Origin of the sequence: Acinetobacter sp. WCHA29, from assembly GCF_002165335.1 — a bacterium.
In the GTDB taxonomy this organism is placed as follows: Bacteria; Pseudomonadota; Gammaproteobacteria; order Pseudomonadales; family Moraxellaceae; genus Acinetobacter.
In genome coordinates this window covers 160,223-181,804 of sequence record NZ_NHRQ01000002.1, presented here as the reverse complement: position 1 = coordinate 181,804, position 21,582 = coordinate 160,223, and the positions used below count along the sequence as shown (strand labels likewise).

Sequence of the window (21,582 nt, the reverse complement as noted above, 5' to 3'; positions counted from 1 at the left end):
AAAAATAGAAATATCTTAACGCCCCCAATCTATATCTTTTGCATAAGGTTCGACCATTTTAATCCGCTTGATATTTTCTTTTTCAATTTGAGTTAGACGTGTATCCACATTGGTGTAGCAAGGCATATACCAATCATATTGCGAAAATGTAGTTGCCCAATTTTTGTTCTGAAAAGCATAACCATGACGTGCATAAATTTCATTACGCATATATTGCAACTGCCCTAAAGGCACTTGTAAATCAGCATCTTTCAACAAACGCACCGAAGCATCAGGAAATTCACCTTGCCCTTTTGCATATTTACATTGCTGTGCATTTAAACTAAAAAATTTAGGTTTTACCGTTTGACTTACAGACAACCATTGCGCTTCAATCGGTGAAGTATTCCCCTTATAATTCAATACGAATCGACCAACATCCACACCTTGCCCAACCTCATTCAAGGTTAATGTATAATTTGAATCAGTTTGCTTAATTTTCCCTTTAAAATTTAGTTGCTTACCATTCAAAACACTATAACCAGTAACATCATTACCTTTTTGCTGCATAAACAAAGAAATTTTTTGTTCATCGTTATATAACCCTGTCCATGAAGGTGCTATTTGAGCGGGCTGTGCTAAAGTCAGCGGAGTGCTTGATAAAATAGCAATCGCAATTAATAATTGTTTAGGCTTATTCATTTTAATGTTCTCATCTAAAAAGACTATTTAAATTATTTTGCTTGCACAGCATATCAGTGATCAATATTTATGTGGAAAATACTCAACCGATTCTCTCAATTGATCATCATATTAGTTTTCGGCTATCTATCTTGGTTAATGCTTAAAATCTGCCTGAATTATTTCCCTTGGTCGGATAGCACCAATTTTTTAGTTCTTAAGCAAGATGTCGTACACTCTCAGCCTTGGCGCTTTGCATTTCAAACTCATGTTATGACTAGCAGCTTGGTATTATTGGCGGGTTTTACCCAATTCTCACATTCAATTCGTAACAACACACCACGTTTACATCGCTATGCGGGCTGGCTTTATATTATTGCAACACTTGGAGCCGCCTTGCCTAGCGGCTTCATTCTTGCAATCTCAGCAAATGGAGGTCTAAGTACTCAAATCTGCTTTGTCATTCTTGGATTATTATGGGGAACAAGTACCCTATTTGCACTTTATTATGCTTTTGAAAAAAAATGGATTGCACATCTTAACTGGATGATTCGAAGTTTTGCTTTAGCATTATCTGCATTAAGCTTAAGAACATGGAAACTTACACTTTACCAAATTCAACCCTATTGGGATTGGCTTACACCAATCCACATTTATCAGCTTGAAGCATGGTTAGGCTGGACGATCAATGTATTAATTGCTGAAATGGTTATTTATTGGCTAACTTTTCGAAAAAAAGCTTTTTAGATCTCATCATCTTCCAAGGCACGTAACAAGGTTGCACTGATACCATCTGCACGTAACCATGCCAATTCATAACTCGCCTTAGCCAAAGCCAACACACGACGCTCAAACTCATCCCAAATGGGTTTAACCTGTGAATCTGTAATACCAAGCCCACTATCATGTGCCAAATGCTTATTCTTCTCGCAAATTTTCAAAGCATGATACAGCTTACGCCCAGCACTTGCGCTTTCCAGAATACGAATGTGCTTGCCGTGGATAAAGCCCTCGACATGCTGGAGACTGGCATTGGGCAGCAATGGCACCAGAATCTGGTCCAGTTGTGCATCCAAACGCTTCCAGACCACCAACCGCTGTTCAGGCGTATAGGTGTTCCACTGAATCACTTCATGATTAAAACGTCGACAACCACGACAAACCAGATCACCAAATACCGTTGAGCAACGTCCTGCACAGGGGGTCAATGATGGAATTCGACGATCGTTACTCAAAACCAACTCCTTTAAAACCATATTTGTTTTATGGCTTTCTCGCTTATTTTCAGATTTCGCGCTAAAATGTGCGCCTTATTTTTCTATCTTAATACATTTGGAGTTATCCATGAACGCTACTGTAGAACAGCTTGCACCTGTAGAACAGCAAGCGACCAATAATTGGGTTGTTGCGGCACTATATCAATTTAAAGAAGTTTCAGATGCAGCAGACCTGCAACAACGTCTTTTAAACTTAGTGAAGAGCATCAATTTATGTGGAACTCTGATTGTAGCGTCTGAAGGAATTAATGGAACTGTTGCTGGCGACCGTGCCGCGATTGATACCGTTCATCAATTCCTTTTAAACGAAGGTTTCAATGCAATGGAATATAAAGAGTCTGAAAGCTCTGAAAAACCATTCCGTAAAATGAAAATTAAACTTAAAAATGAAATTGTCACTTTAGGTGTCGACGTTAAGCCACGTGACCTGGTTGGCCATTATCTTGATCCAAAGGAATGGAATGATCTGATTAGTCGTGATGACGTGATCCTGATCGACACTCGTAATGACTATGAATACAAAGCGGGTACATTCAAGGGTGCAATCGATCCCAAAACGGAAACATTCCGTGAATTTCCTGAATATGTAAAACAAAACCTTGAACAACATAAAGACAAAAAAATTGCGATGTTCTGTACGGGCGGTATTCGTTGCGAGAAATCAACTTCTCTCCTTCTTCAAGAAGGCTTTAATGAAGTTTATCATCTCAAAGGCGGTATTTTAAAATATCTAGAAGAAACCCCTGCCGAAGAAAGTATGTGGGAAGGTGAATGCTTCGTATTTGATGGTCGTACTGCGGTGACTCACGGCGTTGCAGAAGGTGAAAATATTAAGTGTCACGCTTGTGGATGGCCACTTACTAAGGTTGAAGCTGAATTACCAAGCTATGAACACGGTGTGTCTTGTGTTTACTGTATTGATAAAACTACGGATAAACAAAAAGCTGGCTTCCGTATGCGTCAGTCACAAATTGCAGCGGCAAAACGCAAACGCCTATAAATAAGTATAAAGATTTAATAAAAAGCCTTAGCTCAAACTAAGGCTTTTTTATTTTAATCATCAAAATTATTAACCAATACATCATTGAGAGTTATTTAGACAAGCATTATTCTAAACCTTAACTCACAAATCACATTTAGGCGCTATGGGACTGGAAGGCTGGGTATTATCCATCATGGAGAAACTAGGATACTTGGGTATCGCATTTTTAATGTTTCTTGATAATATTTTCCCACCAATTCCATCCGAAATCATTATGCCATCCGCAGGCTATACTGCGGCAAAAGGTGAACTGACTTTAATCGGAGTGATTATTGCTGGTAGTATCGGCTCACTCCTAGCTGCGGCATTACTGTATTGGATTGGTAGAAAAATTCCGCAACACCACCTTTTTACTCTTGTCGAACGCTACGGAAAATACCTACGTATTAGTGTTGCTGATCTTGAAAAATCATTGGCTTGGTTTGAAAAATATGGGCATAGGATCGTTTTTTTTGGTCGTATGGTACCTGCAGTTCGCTCTTTAATTAGTATCCCAGCAGGTATGAGCAAAATGCCTTTTAGTAAGTTCATCGCTTACAGTGCTGCAGGTACAATTCTTTGGACCACTCTTCTTGCCTATGTTGGTTATCATTTTAGTGAAAATCCAGCATTGATGAGTGCTATTACACAGCGTATTGGCACTATTATTTTAGCTATTGCAATAGCATACGTACTTTGGTTCTTAATCAAAAAATTCTATTTATCAAAAAAATAGTAAATGACATTTTCAACTCTATTTAAATGGATACCGAGGTTCAAATAATGCAACATGATTTTTGGCATGACAAATGGCAAAACAATAATATTGGTTTTCATCAAGACCAACCTCACACCCTACTCACCCAATATTTTAGATCATTAGATTTAAAGCCTCATGCTCGTATTTTTGTTCCACTTTGTGGTAAAAGTTTAGATATAAGCTGGCTAATAAATCAGGGTTATCAAATAGTTGGTATTGATCTTAGCCCTATTGCAATCCAAGATCTTATTTCAAATTTAGGATTGAGCTTTAAAGAGGCACAATCAGGTGAATTGACTCACTATCAACATCCTCAAATTGAATTATTCGTTGGTGATTTTTTCCAGTTAACAGCACAACAACTTGGTGATGTAGATGCTGTTTATGATCGAGCTGCCCTAATCGCTCTTCCACCGCAAATGCGAAGCCAATACACACAACATTTGTTAGACATTACAAAACAAGCACCTCAGCTATTAATTAGCCTTGAATATGATCAAAACTCACTTAAAGGACCACCATTCTCCGTTCCTGAACATGAATTAACTGAGCATTATGCAACGCATTATCAAATTAAATTATTGGAAACGATAACAGAGAATCTTAAGGGTAAAGTAATCGCCTATGAAAATGTTTGGTCTCTGGGCAAATCACCACAAATAGATTAAATAGCGAAGAGAAATATAAAAGCATTGAATAGTGATTTCCACTTGATGCTTCCTCAATCACAAAAACATTAACTCCCAAACGAGATATAAAAAACGTCCTCTAAAGGACGTTTAATATTTAATTTGGTGTCAAATTATGCATTACTTTTATAACTACATAAGATGTAGCATCACGCTGGCGTGTGATACATAAGATAAATTTCGTTCAAATTATCAGGAATTTCTTCTGCTAATTCATCCATCAATTGACCATTGCGGCGGAAAGATTCCATTTGTGGATCTTCTTCATCAATGCCACTAAACACCATAATTGGTAAAGTTAAATCAACCAATTGTTCCTCAAACTCTGGAGCAAACCATGCCTCTTCATTTAAGAACATTGCATCAACAAAACCAACGCTCCAATCACCTAAACTTGAATCAACATCTGCTTCTTCAATTTCAAAAGGGAATTCAATTCCGTTTTCATTGGCTAAATCTTGGCGAATAGACTCTAACCAAGCTTTGATTTGTTCAATGATTTCACTAGGAACTTTCTTTTGATTACTCTCAAAAAGCTCATCCAACCAACGATCAAATTTTGGACCAACCGCAATAGCACACAAAAAGCCATGAGTCGCTGCAAAATCTAAACCGTGCTCATTTTGATCACCGTCAAGAAAATTACTCAATAAGTCTAAATCTAATGTGCTCATTTTATGATCCAAATTTTAAATACACGGCAACAGCATAACATTTTCAAACATAAAGTCTTAGCAATTTTGCTTCACTTTAGTCATCCAAATCATCGTCGTCGAAATCATAATCGAAATCTTTTAATTCTCGTTCTAAACGGCGTTGAGCGAGTAGATCATCAATCAAACGGCGCTTTTCTAATGATTCTTTGGCACTGATTTTGCCTGATGACTCATCAAAACCAACATCATCCTCACCGTAGTTATCATCATCTAATTCGAAATCTGTAGAAGACACTAACAGTACCTCTAAATGAAAAAATATAAATGGGTCTAGCCGCTATTTATCGGTCTTATCAGACCTTGTCAAGTTTTATTTGATTTTTTTTACTATAAAATGGTGTTTTGTACTTTTTTTCATCGTTTTTTTTGTGTATTTATATTCAAACAATTGTACAAATGAAAAAATTCTTGAATAGGAATTCTCTGCTTGAAAAATTATGACACATCCCAATATCTAAGAAACTACAGTTCAATCCAACCTATTTTTTATTTAAAGCTAGCGGATCAAATCCAAAACATTCCTCGTGAATTGTGCTATCATGCACGGTTTTTCACCGCCACAGATTCAACAAAAGAGTAAGCAAAGATGAGCGATATGAATTCCCCTACTTCGCAAGTAGCGGCTCTGATTAGCCGAGGCAAAGAACAAGGTTACTTAACTTACGCTGAGGTTAACGATCATCTACCAGACTCAATTACGGAAAGTGAGCAGATTGAAGACATCATCCAGATGCTTCAAGACGTTGGTATTCCAGTGCATGAACGTGCGCCAGAAACTGATGACACCATGTTTGGTGAATCTACTGAAGCTGCAGACGAAGTCGCTGAAGAAGAAGCTGCTGCCGTACTCGCATCGGTTGAAAGCGAGCCTGGTCGTACCACTGACCCTGTACGTATGTACATGCGTGAAATGGGGACAGTTGAACTTTTAACGCGTGAAGGCGAAATTAGCATTGCAAAACGTATCGAAGAAGGTATTCGTGACGTTTTACATTCAATTGCTTATTGGCCAAATGCTGTTGAAGTTGTTTTACAAGAATATAATGACTTTTTAACAGGTGAGCGTCGTCTTGCCGATATTCTTTCTGGCTATTTAGACCCAGAAACTGATGATGACATTCCAGAAGTACTGGAAGAAGAAGCAGAACTTGAAGAAGCTGAAAGCGCTTCACCTGCGACGAAAGATGTAAAACTTGACGATGATGACGAAGACGAAGAATCTGAAGGTGATGATGATTCTGAAGGTGATTCAGGTCCAGATCCTGAAATCGCCAAAGTTCGTTTTTCTGAACTAGAAGCTGCTTGGAATGATACAAAAGCAATTGTAGCAAAACATGGTCGCAATAGTGACGAAGCAAAAGCTGCACTAGAAGCTTTAGCTGCTGTCTTTATGATGTTCAAATTCACACCACGTTTATTTGACATTATTTCAGAAATGATTCGTGGCACACATGAGCAAATTCGTACCAACGAACGTGAAATCATGCGTTATGCAGTGCGTCGTGGTCGTATGGATCGTAATCAATTCCGTACAACCTTCCCTGAACAAGAGTCAAATCCAGCTTGGTTAGATGAACAAATCGCAAAAGCCCCCGCTGAAACCAAAGCACATTTAGAAAAAGTGCGCCCTGACGTATTGGCATTCCAACAGAAAATTGCCGATATTGAGAAAGACCTTGGTTTGAACGTAAAAGATATCAAAGATATCTCTAAACGTATGGCAGTTGGTGAAGCGAAAGCACGCCGTGCCAAGAAAGAAATGGTTGAAGCAAATTTACGTTTGGTTATTTCAATTGCGAAGAAATACACGAACCGTGGCTTACAATTCCTTGATTTGATTCAAGAAGGTAACATCGGTTTGATGAAGGCTGTAGACAAGTTTGAATATCGTCGTGGTTATAAATTCTCGACGTATGCAACTTGGTGGATTCGTCAGGCGATTACTCGTTCAATTGCCGATCAAGCGCGTACTATTCGTATCCCAGTCCACATGATTGAAACGATTAACAAGATCAATCGTGTATCACGTCAACTTCTTCAAGAAATGGGACGTGAACCGACACCTGAAGAATTAGGTGAGCGTCTTGAAATGGACGAGGTTAAAGTTCGTAAAGTACTTAAAATCGCAAAAGAACCGATTTCAATGGAAACACCGATCGGTGATGATGAAGATTCGCATCTTGGTGACTTCATTGAGGACTCGAACATCACATCTCCAGTCGATGCTGCGACCTCAGAAGGTTTAAAAGAAGCGACCCGTGAAGTGCTTGAAAACTTAACAGAACGTGAAGCTAAAGTCTTAAAAATGCGTTTTGGTATCGATATGCCAACCGACCATACTTTAGAAGAAGTGGGTAAACAGTTTGACGTAACACGTGAACGTATCCGTCAGATTGAAGCGAAAGCGTTACGTAAACTTCGCCACCCTTCTCGCTCTGAACATTTACGTTCATTCTTGGAAAATGACTAATTATTGGGAAAGTTTGAACGATGGTCAAAGCCCTCGTTCATGACTTGAAGTTAAGTACTTCATCCCCATTTAGTTATTAGATCATAAGCGCCTGCACTGATGCGGGCGTTTCAAATTAAAGAGGTTGCTCATGTTAGACCGCACTCCTTCTCGTGAATTACAAGAACATCTTTGGGTTTTCCCGATGGACTATCCAATCAAATTGATTGGTAATGCAGGGGATGAACTTCGAGTGGCTGTTGTTGATATTTTGCAGAAGCACTTCCCTGAATTCGATGGTGGTACAGTAAAAGTACAACCTTCACGTACAGGTAAATACCACTCTTTAACCGCACAATTACGCTTTGAAGAGTTAGAACAAGTTCATGCGCTATATGCTGATCTTGCAGCCTGTCCTTTAATTAAGACAGCGCTTTAATACAATATAGGGATATACAATATATCCCTATATTTTTCGCAATATACAAATAATTATAATCAGCGACAATTTGTAATGTTTTTGTTAGTATAATAGCCATATATTACTAGGAGTAACAATAAGTGCAACAAATAACCCTTCTATTCTGTATTATTTCAACGTCTTTCCTCGTTGGTTGTGAAAAATTATCTTTTAATTCTGCTAAATGTAATAGCGAGGATACTCGTAAACTAGTCATCGAACTTATAAATAAAGATATTGATCAATTAACATCAGAACAAGTTAAAACACTTATCAATACTCAAAATATAACCCTAGATATGGGAAAAGTCAGAAGTACAATTAAACAATTTGATATTACAGTTAATGATGTCAGAACTAACAACTCAGACCCTAATAGTAAAAAAGAATTTTGTGCGGCTGAACTAGATATTAAGATCCCATCACAGATTATAGATGCTGCGAATGAAAGTCGAAAGCTATCAGACGAAACAGATATTGCACAGCAGGCTGTTTTAGATGATCTTAAATTCGAATTAAACCAATTAAAACACGAATTAGAATATTCAGTTCAACCCACAGATGACGCAAAGAAAATCTATGTCTCTTTAGAAAATCAAAATCTTATTTCAAATTTTGTTGCAAAAATCACTATTGACTCTCTCACTAAAGCTGCTAAACAAAGTGCCAAACAGCAAGCTGAACAAGCAGAAGCAGAAGCGGCTCAAGCACAAGCACAGGCTGAAACTGAATATGCACAATTACGTATAAACGAAGCTCAACAACAAATTGATGCCGCAAACGCGAATCTTAATTTAGTTTGGAATGCAACAACCAAAGAGATTCGTAGTCAATTATTAGATAGCCAAAAAACATGGTTAAAAAAACGTGAACTCGAATGCAAACTACAAGGTAATAATGCCGAATATGGTGAAGAAGAAATCACTACCCTTAACTGTGAAACAGAAATGACAAACTCTCGAGTGGATCAATTAAAACAAGCTATTTATCAACTTGATTCTAATTATTAACCTATTTCCCTTACACTAAAGATATTGGAATTTTTTATGAAAAAACTCGTATTACTTAGCTGCCTGTTTGGCCTCCCTATATTACACGGATGTTCATTTACGGGTCAAAAGCATCTTAAATGTGATGATCCTAATGCTATTGTATTACTACAGAAAAACCTACAAGAACAATTAGAGAAAAAACTTGATATAGGATTAAAAGATTTAATCAAGAAAAATCTTTTGGAAGATGTAGATACAAGTAAACTTCGAGTATCAGCTAAATCTATCCAGTTTAATTTAATGGATAGTCGTACCAATCATATTGATCCAGATAGTCCCAAAACAGAATGTGCAATTGATTTAACAGCCACAATCCCATCAGATATTATTAAAAAATCTGACAGTGTCCGTAATATTGCTAATACATCAAATACAGAAGACCAAGCACAAAAATTAGAACTTGATTTTACTCAAAGTAAAGCAAAAATCACTTTGGACTATATCTTACAGCCTTCTGACAAAGGTGATAAAATTTTTGCAACTATTACCAACTCAGACAAACTTACTACGCTTCTTTCGGACACGCTATTTTATGCATTTATTAAACCACAAGTAGATAGTGGGAAAATTGGCTTTAATGGTCAACAACATGAACCTGATACTCAATATTCTAATGAAGAATATTACGAATAAATTCATAAATTTTTTTGAAATAGAATTTCATAGCTTTTATAGAGTTATGAGAATCTATTTCGAAACAAAAAAATATCTTTTAATACCCATTTTAAATACAATAATCTAGAATCAAATGAATCTATCTATTCCTAGGGATATTTTAAGCCCTCAAGTTAATACTCCCTCCTTAATCATTCGTTGTTTCAAAGATCTACAAGACTACACAGCTCGTTTTGAAGCAATGAAAGACTTCACAACCAATCGTGATGAAACCACACCCGATGAAGTTTGGTTATTACAACATCAAGATGTTTTGACTCAAGGGCAAGCAGGCAAAGCTGAACATATCCTTACGCACAGCAGCCTTCCAGTTGTCCATACTGATCGCGGAGGACAGGTCACTTGGCATGGTAAGGGTCAACTCGTTGCTTATTTCCTATTAGATTTAAACCGTTTGAAATGGCATGTTCGAACTCTAGTCAGCTTTGCTGAACAAGCCATGATTGACTTGCTGAAACAATACAATATTGACGCTTACGCTAAGCCTGATGCGCCAGGAGTCTATGTTGATGGTCGTAAAATCGGGTCTTTAGGTTTTAAAATTCGCCGTGGTCGTAGTTACCACGGTTTAGCCTTAAATATTGATTGTGATTTAACAGGCTTTCAAACCATTAATCCTTGTGGATACGCAGGTTTAGAAATGGTACGCTTGCAAGACTTGCTTGAAGATTACCCAAGCTTTGAGCAACTTTGTCATGATTTTATTCGCTATTTACAAAATACGAATTTCTTTCATGACCTTGTAGTCAAATCTGAATAAACTACTTTTAAATTCCAAAGAAATAAATTAGAGTAATTACTCTAAATTTGCTTTTGCATAATTTTAACAAGGGATACGCGAGTGATTTCGACCAAAGCAGTGAAGCCCACTTTGCAATTTGCCTACGTAAAACTCATGATGGATGTCGTCGGTCGTGGTTTAGTAATGGCAAGCCAAGTGGATGACGAAGTACAACAGGAAGTCTCTAAATTTCCAGTTGGCTTTATACTTTCAATGAATGTTTTCCCAAATGGTCCTGCATTTATTGCACGAGTGACCGAAGAAAAACAATTAGAGCTTTTATCCAACTATAAAGGCAAACCTGATTTAACAATTACCTTCAAACATTTAACTCATGCTTTTCTGGTATTTTCTTTCCAAGAAAGTACTGCTCAAGCATTTGCCAATGACCGTATGATTGCTGATGGTGATGTTTCAAGTGCCATTCGCTTAGTGCGTTGTTTAAATAAAATGGAAGCGTTAATTCTACCTAAATTAATTGCCTCACTTGCTGTGAAACGTTATCCAGCTGAATTAACATTCAAAGAAAAATTCACTGGCGCAAAAAATATCTACCTCAAAGTCGCACAATCATATTTCAAACGGAGCGCATAACATGGCTAAGCCTTATTACGAATTTTTTTGTCCTGTAAAGGTAATTGCTGGTAATGCTGCGTTAGAGCACATCCCTTTTGAACTTGCGACTCTTGGTTCAAAACGCCCAATGATCATTACCGATAAAGGCGTACGTGCAAATGGTCTACTCAGCCCAATTGAAGCTGCTTTTAGCACAACAGATGCTGTAATTGGTGCAATTTTTGATGACGTTCCACCTGATTCAAGCTTGGAAGTAGTACGTGCAGCAGCACAACTGTATCGTGAAAAAAAATGTGATGCGATTATTGCGATTGGTGGTGGTTCGGTTATTGATACATCGAAAGCAACTAATATTTTAGTTTCAGAAGGTGGCGATGATTTATTGCAATACTCAGGTGCACATAACCTACCAAAACCATTAAAACCATTCTTCGTGATTCCGACAACGTCTGGTACAGGTTCTGAAGCAACTATGGTTGCTGTCGTTTCTGATACGCAAAAAAATGTCAAACTTGCGTTTGCTTCTTATTACTTGATGCCACATGCTGCAATTCTTGATCCGCGCATGACACAAACATTGCCACCACACCTAACCGCAATGACAGGTATGGATGCACTCACTCACTGTGTTGAAGCTTATACATGCTTAGCAGCGAATCCTTTAAGCGATGCTTATGCAAGTGCTGGCATCAAGAAAATTAGTGAAAACTTATTCAAAGTTTTAGACAATCCAAGTGATGCACAAGGTCGTTTAGAGCTTGCTCAAGCATCAACTATGGCGGGAATCGCATTCTCTAATTCAATGGTTGGTCTGGTTCACTCACTTGGCCATGCCTTAGGTGCAGTTGCTCACCTGCCCCATGGTCTTTGCATGAACTTATTCTTGCCATATGTGCTTGAATACAACAAAGAAGTCAATGGTGCTAAGATTGGTGAATTATTGCTTCCACTTGCAGGTGCAGATATTTATGCACAGACACCTGCTCATCTGCGAGCAGAAAAAGCCATTGCAACTATTTTAACCATGCGTGATCGTTTATTCACGCTTACTAAACTTCCACGTACTTTACGTGAAACGGGTAAAGTGACAGAAGCGCAGTTAGACGAAGTTGCTGAAAAAGCCTTAAATGATGGTTCAATCATTTACAACCCAAAAGAAGCGAATTTAGAAGATCTTCGTGCAATTTTGCAAAAAGCATGGTAATTCATTAAGTTAAATAAATAATTTAACTTTCAAAGCCCCGATATAATCTCGTTATCGGGGCTTTGCCATTTTAAATGAATCTTTATTCATCTATTTCTTTGGCGAATTGGCAAAAAAATTGCTAAAAGAAGCATAAAAGTACTGACAATTTATAATAAATTACGATAAATTGGCGCACTTCTTTTTTTTGTAGCAGGGGTCATTTTGTCTCAAATGACCCTTAAAACCATAGCTGATCTTTGATCAACGATTATGAGGATAACGCCGTTGACAAATATTTCTGGGACTCCATCGGTAGCTAAACTGCAAAAAACGCTAGGTCTTTGGCACATTATCATTATTGGTTTGGCTTATATTCAACCGATGACCTTGTTTGACACCTTCGGTCTGGTATCAGAAGAAAGTCATCACCACGTTCCTACCTCTTACATTGTGGCATTGATTGCGATTTTGTTTACATCGCTAAGCTATGGGCACATGATTCGCCGTTATCCATCTTCTGGATCGGCTTATACTTACGCTCAAAAATCAATCCACCCAAATGTTGGCTTTATGGTGGGGTGGTCTTCTTGGCTCGATTATTTACTATCACCGATGGTCAATATCATCTTGGCGGGAATCTATCTGGATGCCTTATTTCCAAATGTAAACCACTGGGTCTGGGTGATTATCCTGACTGCCTTTATGACTGGCATCAACCTGCGTGGCGCTCGTTTTGTTGCAAACTTTAATAGCTTGATTGTTTTAGTTCAACTGATCGTCATCGGTGTATTCACCTATTTGGTTTATAACAAACTACAAATGGGGTATAACGCAGAAGGTCCAATTACTGCAGAAACACGCTATCAACTTTGGAGCTTACAACCGTTCTGGAATGAGCTAACCTCTATTGGCGCGTTAATTACAGGTGCAACCCTACTGTGCTTTTCATTTACAGGTTTTGACTCACTAAGCTCTCTAGCAGAAGAAACCAAAGATACTGAAAAGACCTTACCAAAAGCGATTTTCTTGACTGCATTATTCGCAGGTGTAATTTTTATTATCAGCACCTACTTTATGCAAATTTACTTTCCAAATGATCCAAAAAGTTACTTCCAAGATGTCGCAGCAACTCAGCCAGATATTTTATTGTTGGTGGGTGGTTCGCTGTTCCAGTCTTACGTTTTAGCGTTTGCGATTGTGACTGTCATGGCATCTGGTATTTCGGCTCATGCTGGCGTATCACGTCTGATGTATGTGATGGGTCGGGACGGTGTGATTAACAAGAAAATCTTTGGCCATATCAGCCCGAAAACCTTTACGCCATCCTATAACATTCTGATTGTTGGATTGGTGGCATTAAGTGCAGGTTTCATGAGTCTGGATGTGGTGATTTCCATGATCAGTTTTGGTGCCCTGATTGCGTTCACTTTCGTGAACCTGTCCGTAATTTCACGTTATGCCTTACGTGATGGCCGTACAAAGAATTTCAAAGATATTTTAAACTTTGTCATCATTCCTCTTTGTGGCTTCCTCAGCGTCTTCGCTATGTGGCTAGAAATTGAAGATACAGCATTAAAATACGGTTTATGGTGGGCAATGTTTGGTATTTTATATTTAGGCTATAAAACCAAAGGCTTTAAATATAATGCACCTCAACACAATGAACACGAATAAAATCATCTAAATCTAAAAAGGCGCTAAATGCGCCTTTTTATTAACTCAAAAACTTAGCTATGCAGTTTTTCAACAATTGATTTAACACGTTCCGCATACAGCTTCGCTGTTTCTAAGTCCCCTGTTGAAATCTCATCTACACTCGCATCAGAAGGTGATTGAACCAGTAAACCAACAGAACCGCCTAAATTATTCACATCTTCGCGTTTTGCGGCTTTGGTATTGGCTGGAAGTAAACCTAAACTCACCCAAATACCACCATGCTGAGAAGCTAAGGTTTGTAATTGAATCAACGTCACTTGTTTATCACCATTTAAACTCGCACTGTTTGTAAAGCCTGCAAAAACTTTATCTTGCCAACCACGCGTGAACCATAACCTTAGTTGTTGCAAGCCCGTAGGTGATCTCTAACCCAAGGAACTAAAGTTGTTTAAAACCCTGTTGTCTCCACGCTTCATAGACAATCACGGCGGTTGCGTTAGAAAGGTTTAAACTTCTTGAATTTTCAGCCATTGGCAGACGAATCCATTGCTCTTGTGGGAACATTAAACGCACTTGTTCAGGTAAACCACGAGTTTCAGGCCCCATCAACAAAGCAACTGGACGATTAAGATCGACTGTATGCGGTGTCGCTGTACCTTTAGTGGTCAATGGAAAAACATGCTCAACACCTTTGGTTTTTAAATCGGCAAGACAGAGTTCGATATTGTCCCAAATTTGCATTCTTGCCCATTCGTGGTAATCCAAACCTGCTCGCTTCAATTTCTTATCGTCTAGTTCAAAACCTAAAGGTCTCACTAAATGCAATTGAGCACCTGTATTGGCACACAAACGAATAATATTACCTGTGTTTGCAGGTATTTCTGGTTCGTATAGGACAACATGAATCACAAATTTTCTCTACTATTCAAATTCTCCAGATCTATTTATTCAATAGATCTGGAATGACGACAACGCCATAAAGGAAATTTTATTGCCATTTTAACTGTTCACGCAGACTAACTACTTCACCAATAATGGTTAAAGTCGGTGCTACGATATGATGCTCAGATACTTTGGTCGCTATATCAGCTAAAGTTCCAACCACCACATTTTGATCTGGCGTGGTACCTTTGGAAATAAGTGCAACTGGCATATTTGGACGCTGGCCGTGAGCAATCAGTTGCTCACAAATGCGTTCTAAACCAACTAAGCCCATGTACAACACCAGAGTTTGGTTTTCATACACTAGCTCATTCCAAGGAAGTTCTGGTGATCCCTCTTTAAGATGTCCTGTTAAAAAACGTACGCTTTGTGCGTAATCACGATGCGTGAGTGGAATACCTGCATAAGCAGAACACCCTGACGCCGCTGTAATACCCGGCACAACTTGAAATGTAACATCAGCTTCAACTAATTCTTGAATCTCTTCGCCACCACGCCCAAAAATAAATGGATCACCGCCTTTTAAGCGGCAAACACGCTTACCCTTTTGTGCATATTCAACCAACAAAGCATTAATACCATCTTGCGGGACTGAATGATTAGAACGTGCTTTACCGACATAAATCTTTTCAGCATCACGGCGGCACAATTCTAAGATTGGTGCAGAGACCAAACGATCATAAATCACCACATCAGCTTGTTGCATCAAGCGTAATGCTTTTAAAGTCAGCAACTCTGGATCACCAGGACCCGCACCCACTAAATAGACTTCACCTTTCGGTGCAGTCCACTCTGTTAAGGCTTGTTCAATTAAATTATTTGCCACCTCAAGATTGTCATTAAAGACTTGCTCTTTTAGTGGACTTGCGTATAAGTTTTCCCAAAAAATACGACGCTCATCTGAATTGGCAATTTTTTCTTTCACCTGTTTACGCCATTGACCAGAAAACTCAGCTAATTTACCCATACCATGTGGAATAGAACTTTCTAACTGTGTACGAATTTGACGTGATAAAACAGGCGAAGCTCCATTTGAAGCCACAGAAATAACGAGTGGTGACCGATCAATAATTGCAGGCACCATAAAACGACAATTTGGAATATCATCTACGCTATTGACGAGAAGATTACGTATCTCACATTGCTCAAAGACAGCTTTATTCACATCAGGCTGATCTGTCGCTGCAATCACTAGGCGATAAGGCGTTGCTAAAATATTTACAGAAAAAGGGGCTTGGATATATTGACCCAGTGACTTCTCAACTAATTCTTGCAAATCAGGCTCAATCTCTGGTGCAATCACATCAATAATCGCACCAGCTTTGACTAACAAGTTTGCTTTGCGGTAGGCAATATGCCCACCACCCACAATCAGGCAACGTTGCTGCTGCAACTTTAAAGAGATTGGGAAAATTTCCACGATACGCCTCTATATTTTTAGATCTGATTGAGCTAAAGCAAAAACTATGCACAAATTCGATGCATTTTAGTCGATATAACTAATACCGCCCATATATGGACGTAAAACTTCAGGAATCTCAATCGAACCATCCGCACGTTGATAGTTTTCCATCACTGCAAGCAAAGTACGACCTACAGCTAAACCTGAACCATTCAACGTATGCACCAATTCGATCTTCTTCTGATCTACGCGGTAACGTGCTTTCATTCGTCGTGCTTGGAAATCGCCCATGTTTGAGCAACTTGAGATTTCACGATAGGTATTTTGGCTTGGCACCCATACTTCTAAGTCATAAGTTTTGGTTGCACCAAAACCCATATCACCACCACAGAGCAAAATTTTACGATATGGTAAGCCTAATGCTTGCAAAATGCCCTCTGCATGTGCAGTTAGTTCTTCAAGCGCCTGCATTGAGTGCTCTGGTTTTGAAATTTGCACCATTTCGACCTTATCGAACTGATGTTGACGAATCAAACCACGGGTATCACGACCATAAGAACCTGCTTCACTACGGAAACATGGTGTATGTGCTGCGTATTTAAGTGGTAAACGATCGGCATCTAAGATTTCATCACGCACAAAGTTTGTTACTGGCACTTCTGCGGTCGGGATCAGGTAATATTCTTTTTCACCTTGCAACTTGAATAAGTCTTCTTCAAATTTAGGTAGCTGACCTGTACCACGCAAACTATCTGCATTGACCAGATAAGGTACATAGGCTTCGGTATAACCATTTTTAAGGGTATGTGTATCCAGCATGAACTGGGTTAATGCACGTTGTAAACGAGCTAAAGGACCTTTCAATACACTAAAACGTGAACCTGTCAGCTTGGTTGCTGTTTCAAACTCAAGCCCACCCATCCACTCACCAAGATCGGTATGATCTTTGATCTCAAAATCAAATTGGCGTGGTGTGCCCCACTTTAAGATTTCAACATTATCGCTTTCATCTTTACCTTCTGGAACAGATTCATCAGGTAAGTTTGGAATCGCCAGTGATTTTTGCTCTAGTTCAGTTTGCAACTCAGCAAGCGCAACTTCAGCAGCTTTGATTTCATCACCAATGGCAGCCATACGTGCCATAATTTCAGATGCATCACCACCCGATTTCTTGATTTGACCAACCTGTTTTGCGCCCGCATTACGCTCTGCCTGCAAGTTTTCAGCTTTGGACTGCAATTCTTTACGGCGTGCTTCTAAATCCGCCCATTCTTGTACATTAAGCTGAATACCACGTTTTGCTAAAGCAGCATTCACTGCTTCAATATTATTTCTGAGTAATTTTGGGTCGATCATAATCAATCATGAATAGAGAAAAAACTGGCTATAGTGTAAGGCTTTAACCTAAAAAAATACAGCGATTGGCAATAAACTATCAGCATCTATAAACAATGTTTAGATGCTGACTAACAACTAATTTGGCTCTTTCGGTAAGCTTGGTAAATATTCAGACTTGATAAATTTTTTGGCTGAATAATACGGTAAAGTTAATTCGCTCATCCCTTCTGCATATGAAGCCAACTCATACAATGGATAGACGAACACGATCCCATTGACTCCATAATAAAAATTATCACTGACTTGCAATTGATCTTTCTTAATTTGGTGATCATCTAACCAATTTTGATTAGCAGTATATAACTCATCACGAAGTTTTTGATTCATTTCGGGTTTCAACAACTCTGCAACAGTAATATGTTTCTTATTCGACAAATCAAAATTCACAAATTCTTGATGTGACATACCATGCGCAGCACCAGCTGAATATGAATAAGTCTGAATTGCGAAAGTCGCCAAATTATAATTTTGCCCTACAAAACGTACATAGGTACTACTTTCACTGAGTGATGGTTCACCAGCAGCGACTTTTACCTGTTGATCAGCTAAGTTCGAAAATGCATTCGGCTCAGCTTTTTTCATACGATTGAGAAAATATTCATCAATCCATTTTTGATTGGTTTCAACATTTTGTAAATCATAATTGGTACAACCATCTTCTAAACAGACTTTTTGTTTGGGTATTTTGACTGCAATAACTTTCGCTTGAATGAGTGGAATATCTACTTTTTCCTTTTCATTAGTTGTATCTTTTTTAGGTTGGCAACCTGTTAATGCAATAACTGTCAGGATAGGAAGAAGCGGAATAATTTTTGATAATTGTGTAAACTTCATCATCATGCAAGTCTCTGATGTTTTTCTTCACTATACAAAGCCTTGCCTATAAATGAAATTAAGAAATGTATCTACATTTCACCTCAAAGAGCCACAGTAATTGCAGCTCTTTGAGTATTTAGAATATTACTGATCAATAATATCCGTACCTTTCGGTGGCGTGAAATTAAATACTGATGCAGGAATAGTTGGATTAACTTTTACATTAGTAAATCGAACATTCGTTGTTTGACCTAAAGAATCTTGTAAGACCATCAAGTTAGGTGCCTTATTTGCACCAAAACTAATCGTTAAACTTTGAAATGCTCCATCCTCTTGTTTTGGATACAAAGTATAATAAAGCTTACTACGATTAGGCTGCGTTACTCTGTAAGATTGCATAATCTGATTGGTATTCCCTGACAGTAAAAGCGCTGGGGTATTCGCAATTTGATCATCCAAACTTTGACGTACTGCCTGTTGAAGATCAGGATCATAAATCCAGACGACTTTACCTGTAGTCACAATCGTTTGTTTAGCAGGACTTGTGGTTTCCCAATAAAACTTTCCAGGTCGTTCAACTTTCATTGAACCTTTAAAAGTCTGGTTCATATGTTGTGCAGTTAAACCTTTTTTCTGAACTGCTTTATTACTCGCAGCTACTTTGGTACTTTGTTCAAAATCTGCTGTGAATCTTTGTAAGCCAGAGAGTTGTTGAACCAAACTATTCGTCGCCTGCTGAGTCGATGCAGCCACAGGTGCAGCAAATACCTGACTACTCACAACAGGAGCAAGTGTAGCTACACTTAAAGTTGTTGCATAAGCGATTTTTTTTACGAAATTCATAAAATGAACCTTCTATCAGATTTTTACTGTTATGACGACATCTTACTGTTTTTGATCATTTAAAAAATGAAGAAAAGCATTGGTTTTGTGTAATTCGTGTCGCAAAGGTCTGCATTATGTATGAAGTTACAGCGTTTATGTAGAGATTGTAAATATAAAAAAACCCGCTAAAAGCGGGTTTTTCTGAACCATTAAAGCTTAAGCTTCAACAGTTACATAGCGACGGCCAAATTGACCTTTCACTTCAAATTTTACTACGCCGTCAGCAGTAGCAAATAAAGTATGGTCACGACCCATACCAACATTTGCACCAGCGTGGAATTCTGTACCACGTTGACGAACGATGATGTTACCAGCAGTTACAGTTTGACCACCGTAAACTTTAACACCTAACATCTTAGGATTCGAATCACGACCGTTCTTCGTCGATCCACCGGCTTTTTTAGTTGCCATGTCTATTTACTCCTGAGTTAGCCTGCGATACCAGTAATTTTCAACTCGGTAAACCATTGACGGTGACCTTGTTGCTTACGGTAGTGTTTACGACGACGCATTTTGATGATGCGGATTTTGTCGTGACGACCATGGCCAACTACTTCTGCAGTTACTTTTGCGCCAGCTACTACTGGAGCACCGATTTGAATGCTGTCACCGTTAACAACCATTAATACGTCATCAAACGTAATAGTTGAACCAGTTTCTGCTTTCAACAATTCTACTTTAAGGGTTTCACCCTCAACAACACGGTGCTGTTTACCACCGCTTTGGATTACTGCGTACATAATGTACTCCAACATACCCGTGTCGTCGTGTCGATAAAGGGATATACCGAGCTTAAAACGAACGCCACTGGGGTTATACAAGGGGACAAATTTTAAGTGAAAATTGATCAAACAACAAGTCATTTTGCACAAATGCAGAGATATTGATAAGTTGCTTGGATTTTTTAATGAAATCAATTAGATTGATGTCGGCTTGTTTTGATTGATTCTGATCAAAATTTGAAATACATTTTTAAAAACAAATTGCGACAATAACAAACTGTGTTTTTATCAAGTCATAAGTAGAGTGATATCGGTTTATAGAGAATTGCCTTTATTTGGCTAAATTAAGACCAAAAAACTCACCGTCTTGTTGTAAATCACAGATTACATGACTTGTATAACTGTTTAGCAATAAATTAATTGATACACTTGGCAACATTATCCACCTATACGAGGTTTTCCTTCATATGGTTATCGATTTCAAGCAAGACATTCTCTCCCCTGTTGCGACAGATTTTGCTGCGATGGATCACCTGATCAATGAAGGTATAAGTTCTAAAGTTGGTCTTGTTATGTCGGTGAGTAAACATGTTGTTGAAGCTGGCGGTAAACGTATGCGCCCAATCATGTGTTTACTTGCTGCTCGTGCTTGCGGCGTCGCAAACATGCAACATGCCCAACATTTAGCGGCAATTATCGAAATGCTACACACTGCAACATTGGTGCATGATGATGTCGTTGATGAATCCAACTTACGCCGTGGTCGTCCAACCGCAAATGCAACATGGAACAATCAGACCGCCGTTCTGGTGGGTGACTTCCTGATAGCACGGGCCTTTGATTTGCTGGTGGATTTAAACAACATCACTTTGCTCAAGGACTTCTCAACAGGAACCTGTGAGATTGCGGAAGGCGAGGTTTTACAGCTTCAGGCCCAGCACCAGCCAGACACCACTGAAGAAACCTATCTCAGAATTATTCATGGTAAAACCTCACGCCTGTTTGAACTGGCAACTGAAGGCGCGGCAATTCTGGCGGGCAGAGAAGAATATCGTGAGCCACTACGCCGTTTTGCTGGCCATTTTGGCAATGCCTTTCAGATTATTGATGATATTTTGGACTACACCTCTGATGCCGACACATTAGGTAAAAATATTGGTGATGATTTAATGGAAGGTAAACCGACTTTACCGTTAATTTCAGCATTAGCTCATTCAACTGGAGATGATCATGCGATTATTCGTCGCAGTATCGCGACAGGTGGTATCGAGCATTTGGACAAAGTCATTGAAATTGTTCACAACTCAGGCGGCTTAGACTACTGTCAAAAACGTGCCAAACAAGAAACGGATGCAGCTTTAGAAGCGCTTAAAGCGCTACCAGATAATGAATATCGCCAAGCACTGATTAATTTGACCTTAATGGCCTTACATCGACTTCAATAACTTTATGAGTGCCT

General features: G+C 38.7%; 24 protein-coding genes and 1 pseudogene. 13 read left to right on the top strand and 12 right to left on the bottom strand.

Annotated features, from left to right (window positions below; translation table 11 throughout):
* Positions 1–15: 15 nt before the first annotated feature.
* Positions 16–681 (bottom strand): YARHG domain-containing protein, encoded by a 666-nt coding sequence (locus CDG59_RS02320; protein WP_087543325.1) that lies wholly within the window; start codon positions 679–681, stop codon positions 16–18.
* Between the two features lie 69 nt (positions 682–750).
* Here CDG59_RS02320 and CDG59_RS02315 point away from each other — a divergent pair, with 69 nt between their 5' ends.
* On the top strand, positions 751–1,407 hold the full coding sequence (locus CDG59_RS02315; protein WP_087543323.1) for a DUF2306 domain-containing protein: 657 nt from the start codon (positions 751–753) through the stop codon (positions 1,405–1,407).
* Here the strand turns inward: CDG59_RS02315 and CDG59_RS02310 are convergent.
* Positions 1,404–1,895 carry a DUF1289 domain-containing protein gene (locus CDG59_RS02310; protein WP_087543446.1) on the bottom strand — a complete coding sequence of 164 codons (492 nt, stop codon included), beginning with the start codon at positions 1,893–1,895 and terminating at the stop codon, positions 1,404–1,406. The genes CDG59_RS02315 and CDG59_RS02310 overlap by 4 nt on opposite strands.
* Positions 1,896–2,004: 109 nt before the next feature.
* On the opposite strand from CDG59_RS02310, the gene CDG59_RS02305 reads away from it, so the two are divergent.
* From CDG59_RS02305 to tmpT, 3 genes are all read left to right on the top strand, one after another.
* Entirely contained in the window at positions 2,005–2,937 is a 933-nt protein-coding gene (locus tag CDG59_RS02305; RefSeq protein WP_087543322.1) for a rhodanese-related sulfurtransferase, read from the top strand.
* Between the two features lie 145 nt (positions 2,938–3,082).
* The gene (locus tag CDG59_RS02300) at positions 3,083–3,694 is read left to right on the top strand and encodes a DedA family protein (protein ID WP_087543320.1); all 612 of its coding nucleotides are present in this window, start codon (positions 3,083–3,085) and stop codon (positions 3,692–3,694) included.
* A gap of 47 nt (positions 3,695–3,741) precedes the next feature.
* Positions 3,742–4,386, top strand: a complete 645-nt coding sequence (tmpT, locus tag CDG59_RS02295) for a thiopurine S-methyltransferase (protein WP_087543318.1) — start codon at positions 3,742–3,744, stop codon at positions 4,384–4,386.
* A gap of 170 nt (positions 4,387–4,556) precedes the next feature.
* Here tmpT and CDG59_RS02290 read toward each other — a convergent pair whose 3' ends face one another.
* Both CDG59_RS02290 and CDG59_RS02285 read right to left on the bottom strand, forming a co-directional pair.
* A complete protein-coding gene (locus CDG59_RS02290) occupies positions 4,557–5,081 on the bottom strand; it encodes a YecA family protein (protein WP_005161776.1) in 525 nt (174 codons plus the stop codon).
* Between the two features lie 76 nt (positions 5,082–5,157).
* On the bottom strand, positions 5,158–5,358 hold the full coding sequence (locus tag CDG59_RS02285) for a PA3496 family putative envelope integrity protein (protein WP_004664469.1): 201 nt from the start codon (positions 5,356–5,358) through the stop codon (positions 5,158–5,160).
* 351 nt (positions 5,359–5,709) lie between these two features.
* Here CDG59_RS02285 and rpoD point away from each other — a divergent pair, with 351 nt between their 5' ends.
* From rpoD to CDG59_RS02245, 8 genes are all read left to right on the top strand, one after another.
* Positions 5,710–7,593, top strand: a complete 1,884-nt coding sequence (gene rpoD, locus CDG59_RS02280; protein WP_005161779.1) for an RNA polymerase sigma factor RpoD — start codon at positions 5,710–5,712, stop codon at positions 7,591–7,593.
* A 130-nt stretch (positions 7,594–7,723) separates the two neighbouring features.
* Positions 7,724–8,011 carry a YbeD family protein gene (locus tag CDG59_RS02275; protein WP_004664473.1) on the top strand — a complete coding sequence of 96 codons (288 nt, stop codon included), beginning with the start codon at positions 7,724–7,726 and terminating at the stop codon, positions 8,009–8,011.
* 122 nt (positions 8,012–8,133) lie between these two features.
* On the top strand, positions 8,134–9,042 hold the full coding sequence (locus tag CDG59_RS02270; protein WP_087543316.1) for a lysozyme inhibitor LprI family protein: 909 nt from the start codon (positions 8,134–8,136) through the stop codon (positions 9,040–9,042).
* A gap of 36 nt (positions 9,043–9,078) precedes the next feature.
* A complete protein-coding gene (locus tag CDG59_RS02265) occupies positions 9,079–9,717 on the top strand; it encodes a hypothetical protein (RefSeq protein ID WP_087543314.1) in 639 nt (212 codons plus the stop codon).
* 115 nt (positions 9,718–9,832) lie between these two features.
* The gene (gene lipB, locus CDG59_RS02260) at positions 9,833–10,519 is read left to right on the top strand and encodes a lipoyl(octanoyl) transferase LipB (protein WP_087543312.1); all 687 of its coding nucleotides are present in this window, start codon (positions 9,833–9,835) and stop codon (positions 10,517–10,519) included.
* 81 nt (positions 10,520–10,600) lie between these two features.
* Complete coding sequence (locus tag CDG59_RS02255) at positions 10,601–11,134, top strand: hypothetical protein (RefSeq protein ID WP_005161783.1); 534 nt, start codon at positions 10,601–10,603, stop codon at positions 11,132–11,134.
* A 1-nt stretch (position 11,135) separates the two neighbouring features.
* Positions 11,136–12,320, top strand: a complete 1,185-nt coding sequence (locus tag CDG59_RS02250) for an iron-containing alcohol dehydrogenase (protein ID WP_005161786.1) — start codon at positions 11,136–11,138, stop codon at positions 12,318–12,320.
* 267 nt (positions 12,321–12,587) lie between these two features.
* Positions 12,588–13,976, top strand: a complete 1,389-nt coding sequence (locus CDG59_RS02245; protein WP_087543310.1) for an APC family permease — start codon at positions 12,588–12,590, stop codon at positions 13,974–13,976.
* Positions 13,977–14,029: 53 nt separating this feature from the next.
* Here the strand turns inward: CDG59_RS02245 and CDG59_RS02240 are convergent.
* The 8 genes and pseudogenes from CDG59_RS02240 to rplU form a co-directional block, all read right to left on the bottom strand.
* Positions 14,030–14,356: pseudogene (locus CDG59_RS02240) on the bottom strand (NADPH-dependent FMN reductase); the annotation flags it as partial.
* A gap of 40 nt (positions 14,357–14,396) precedes the next feature.
* Positions 14,397–14,867: a tRNA (cytidine(34)-2'-O)-methyltransferase gene (locus CDG59_RS02235; protein ID WP_004664488.1), complete on the bottom strand. Its 471-nt coding sequence runs from the start codon at positions 14,865–14,867 to the stop codon at positions 14,397–14,399.
* 79 nt (positions 14,868–14,946) lie between these two features.
* On the bottom strand, positions 14,947–16,320 hold the full coding sequence (gene cysG, locus CDG59_RS02230) for a siroheme synthase CysG (RefSeq protein WP_087543306.1): 1,374 nt from the start codon (positions 16,318–16,320) through the stop codon (positions 14,947–14,949).
* 66 nt (positions 16,321–16,386) lie between these two features.
* Positions 16,387–17,658: a serine--tRNA ligase gene (gene serS / locus CDG59_RS02225; RefSeq protein ID WP_087536960.1), complete on the bottom strand. Its 1,272-nt coding sequence runs from the start codon at positions 17,656–17,658 to the stop codon at positions 16,387–16,389.
* A 117-nt stretch (positions 17,659–17,775) separates the two neighbouring features.
* Positions 17,776–18,540 carry an RsiV family protein gene (locus tag CDG59_RS02220; protein WP_087543304.1) on the bottom strand — a complete coding sequence of 255 codons (765 nt, stop codon included), beginning with the start codon at positions 18,538–18,540 and terminating at the stop codon, positions 17,776–17,778.
* Between the two features lie 120 nt (positions 18,541–18,660).
* Complete coding sequence (gene lolA / locus CDG59_RS02215) at positions 18,661–19,359, bottom strand: outer membrane lipoprotein chaperone LolA (protein ID WP_005161809.1); 699 nt, start codon at positions 19,357–19,359, stop codon at positions 18,661–18,663.
* Between the two features lie 198 nt (positions 19,360–19,557).
* The gene (gene rpmA / locus CDG59_RS02210; protein ID WP_004640422.1) at positions 19,558–19,812 is read right to left on the bottom strand and encodes a 50S ribosomal protein L27; all 255 of its coding nucleotides are present in this window, start codon (positions 19,810–19,812) and stop codon (positions 19,558–19,560) included.
* Between the two features lie 17 nt (positions 19,813–19,829).
* Positions 19,830–20,141, bottom strand: coding sequence for a 50S ribosomal protein L21 (gene rplU, locus CDG59_RS02205; protein ID WP_004664501.1), 312 nt, complete (start codon positions 20,139–20,141; stop codon positions 19,830–19,832).
* Positions 20,142–20,590: 449 nt separating this feature from the next.
* Between rplU and sdsA the strand changes: the two genes are divergently transcribed.
* Positions 20,591–21,568: an All-trans-nonaprenyl-diphosphate synthase gene (gene sdsA / locus CDG59_RS02200; RefSeq protein WP_005161816.1), complete on the top strand. Its 978-nt coding sequence runs from the start codon at positions 20,591–20,593 to the stop codon at positions 21,566–21,568.
* Positions 21,569–21,582: the final 14 nt, after the last annotated feature.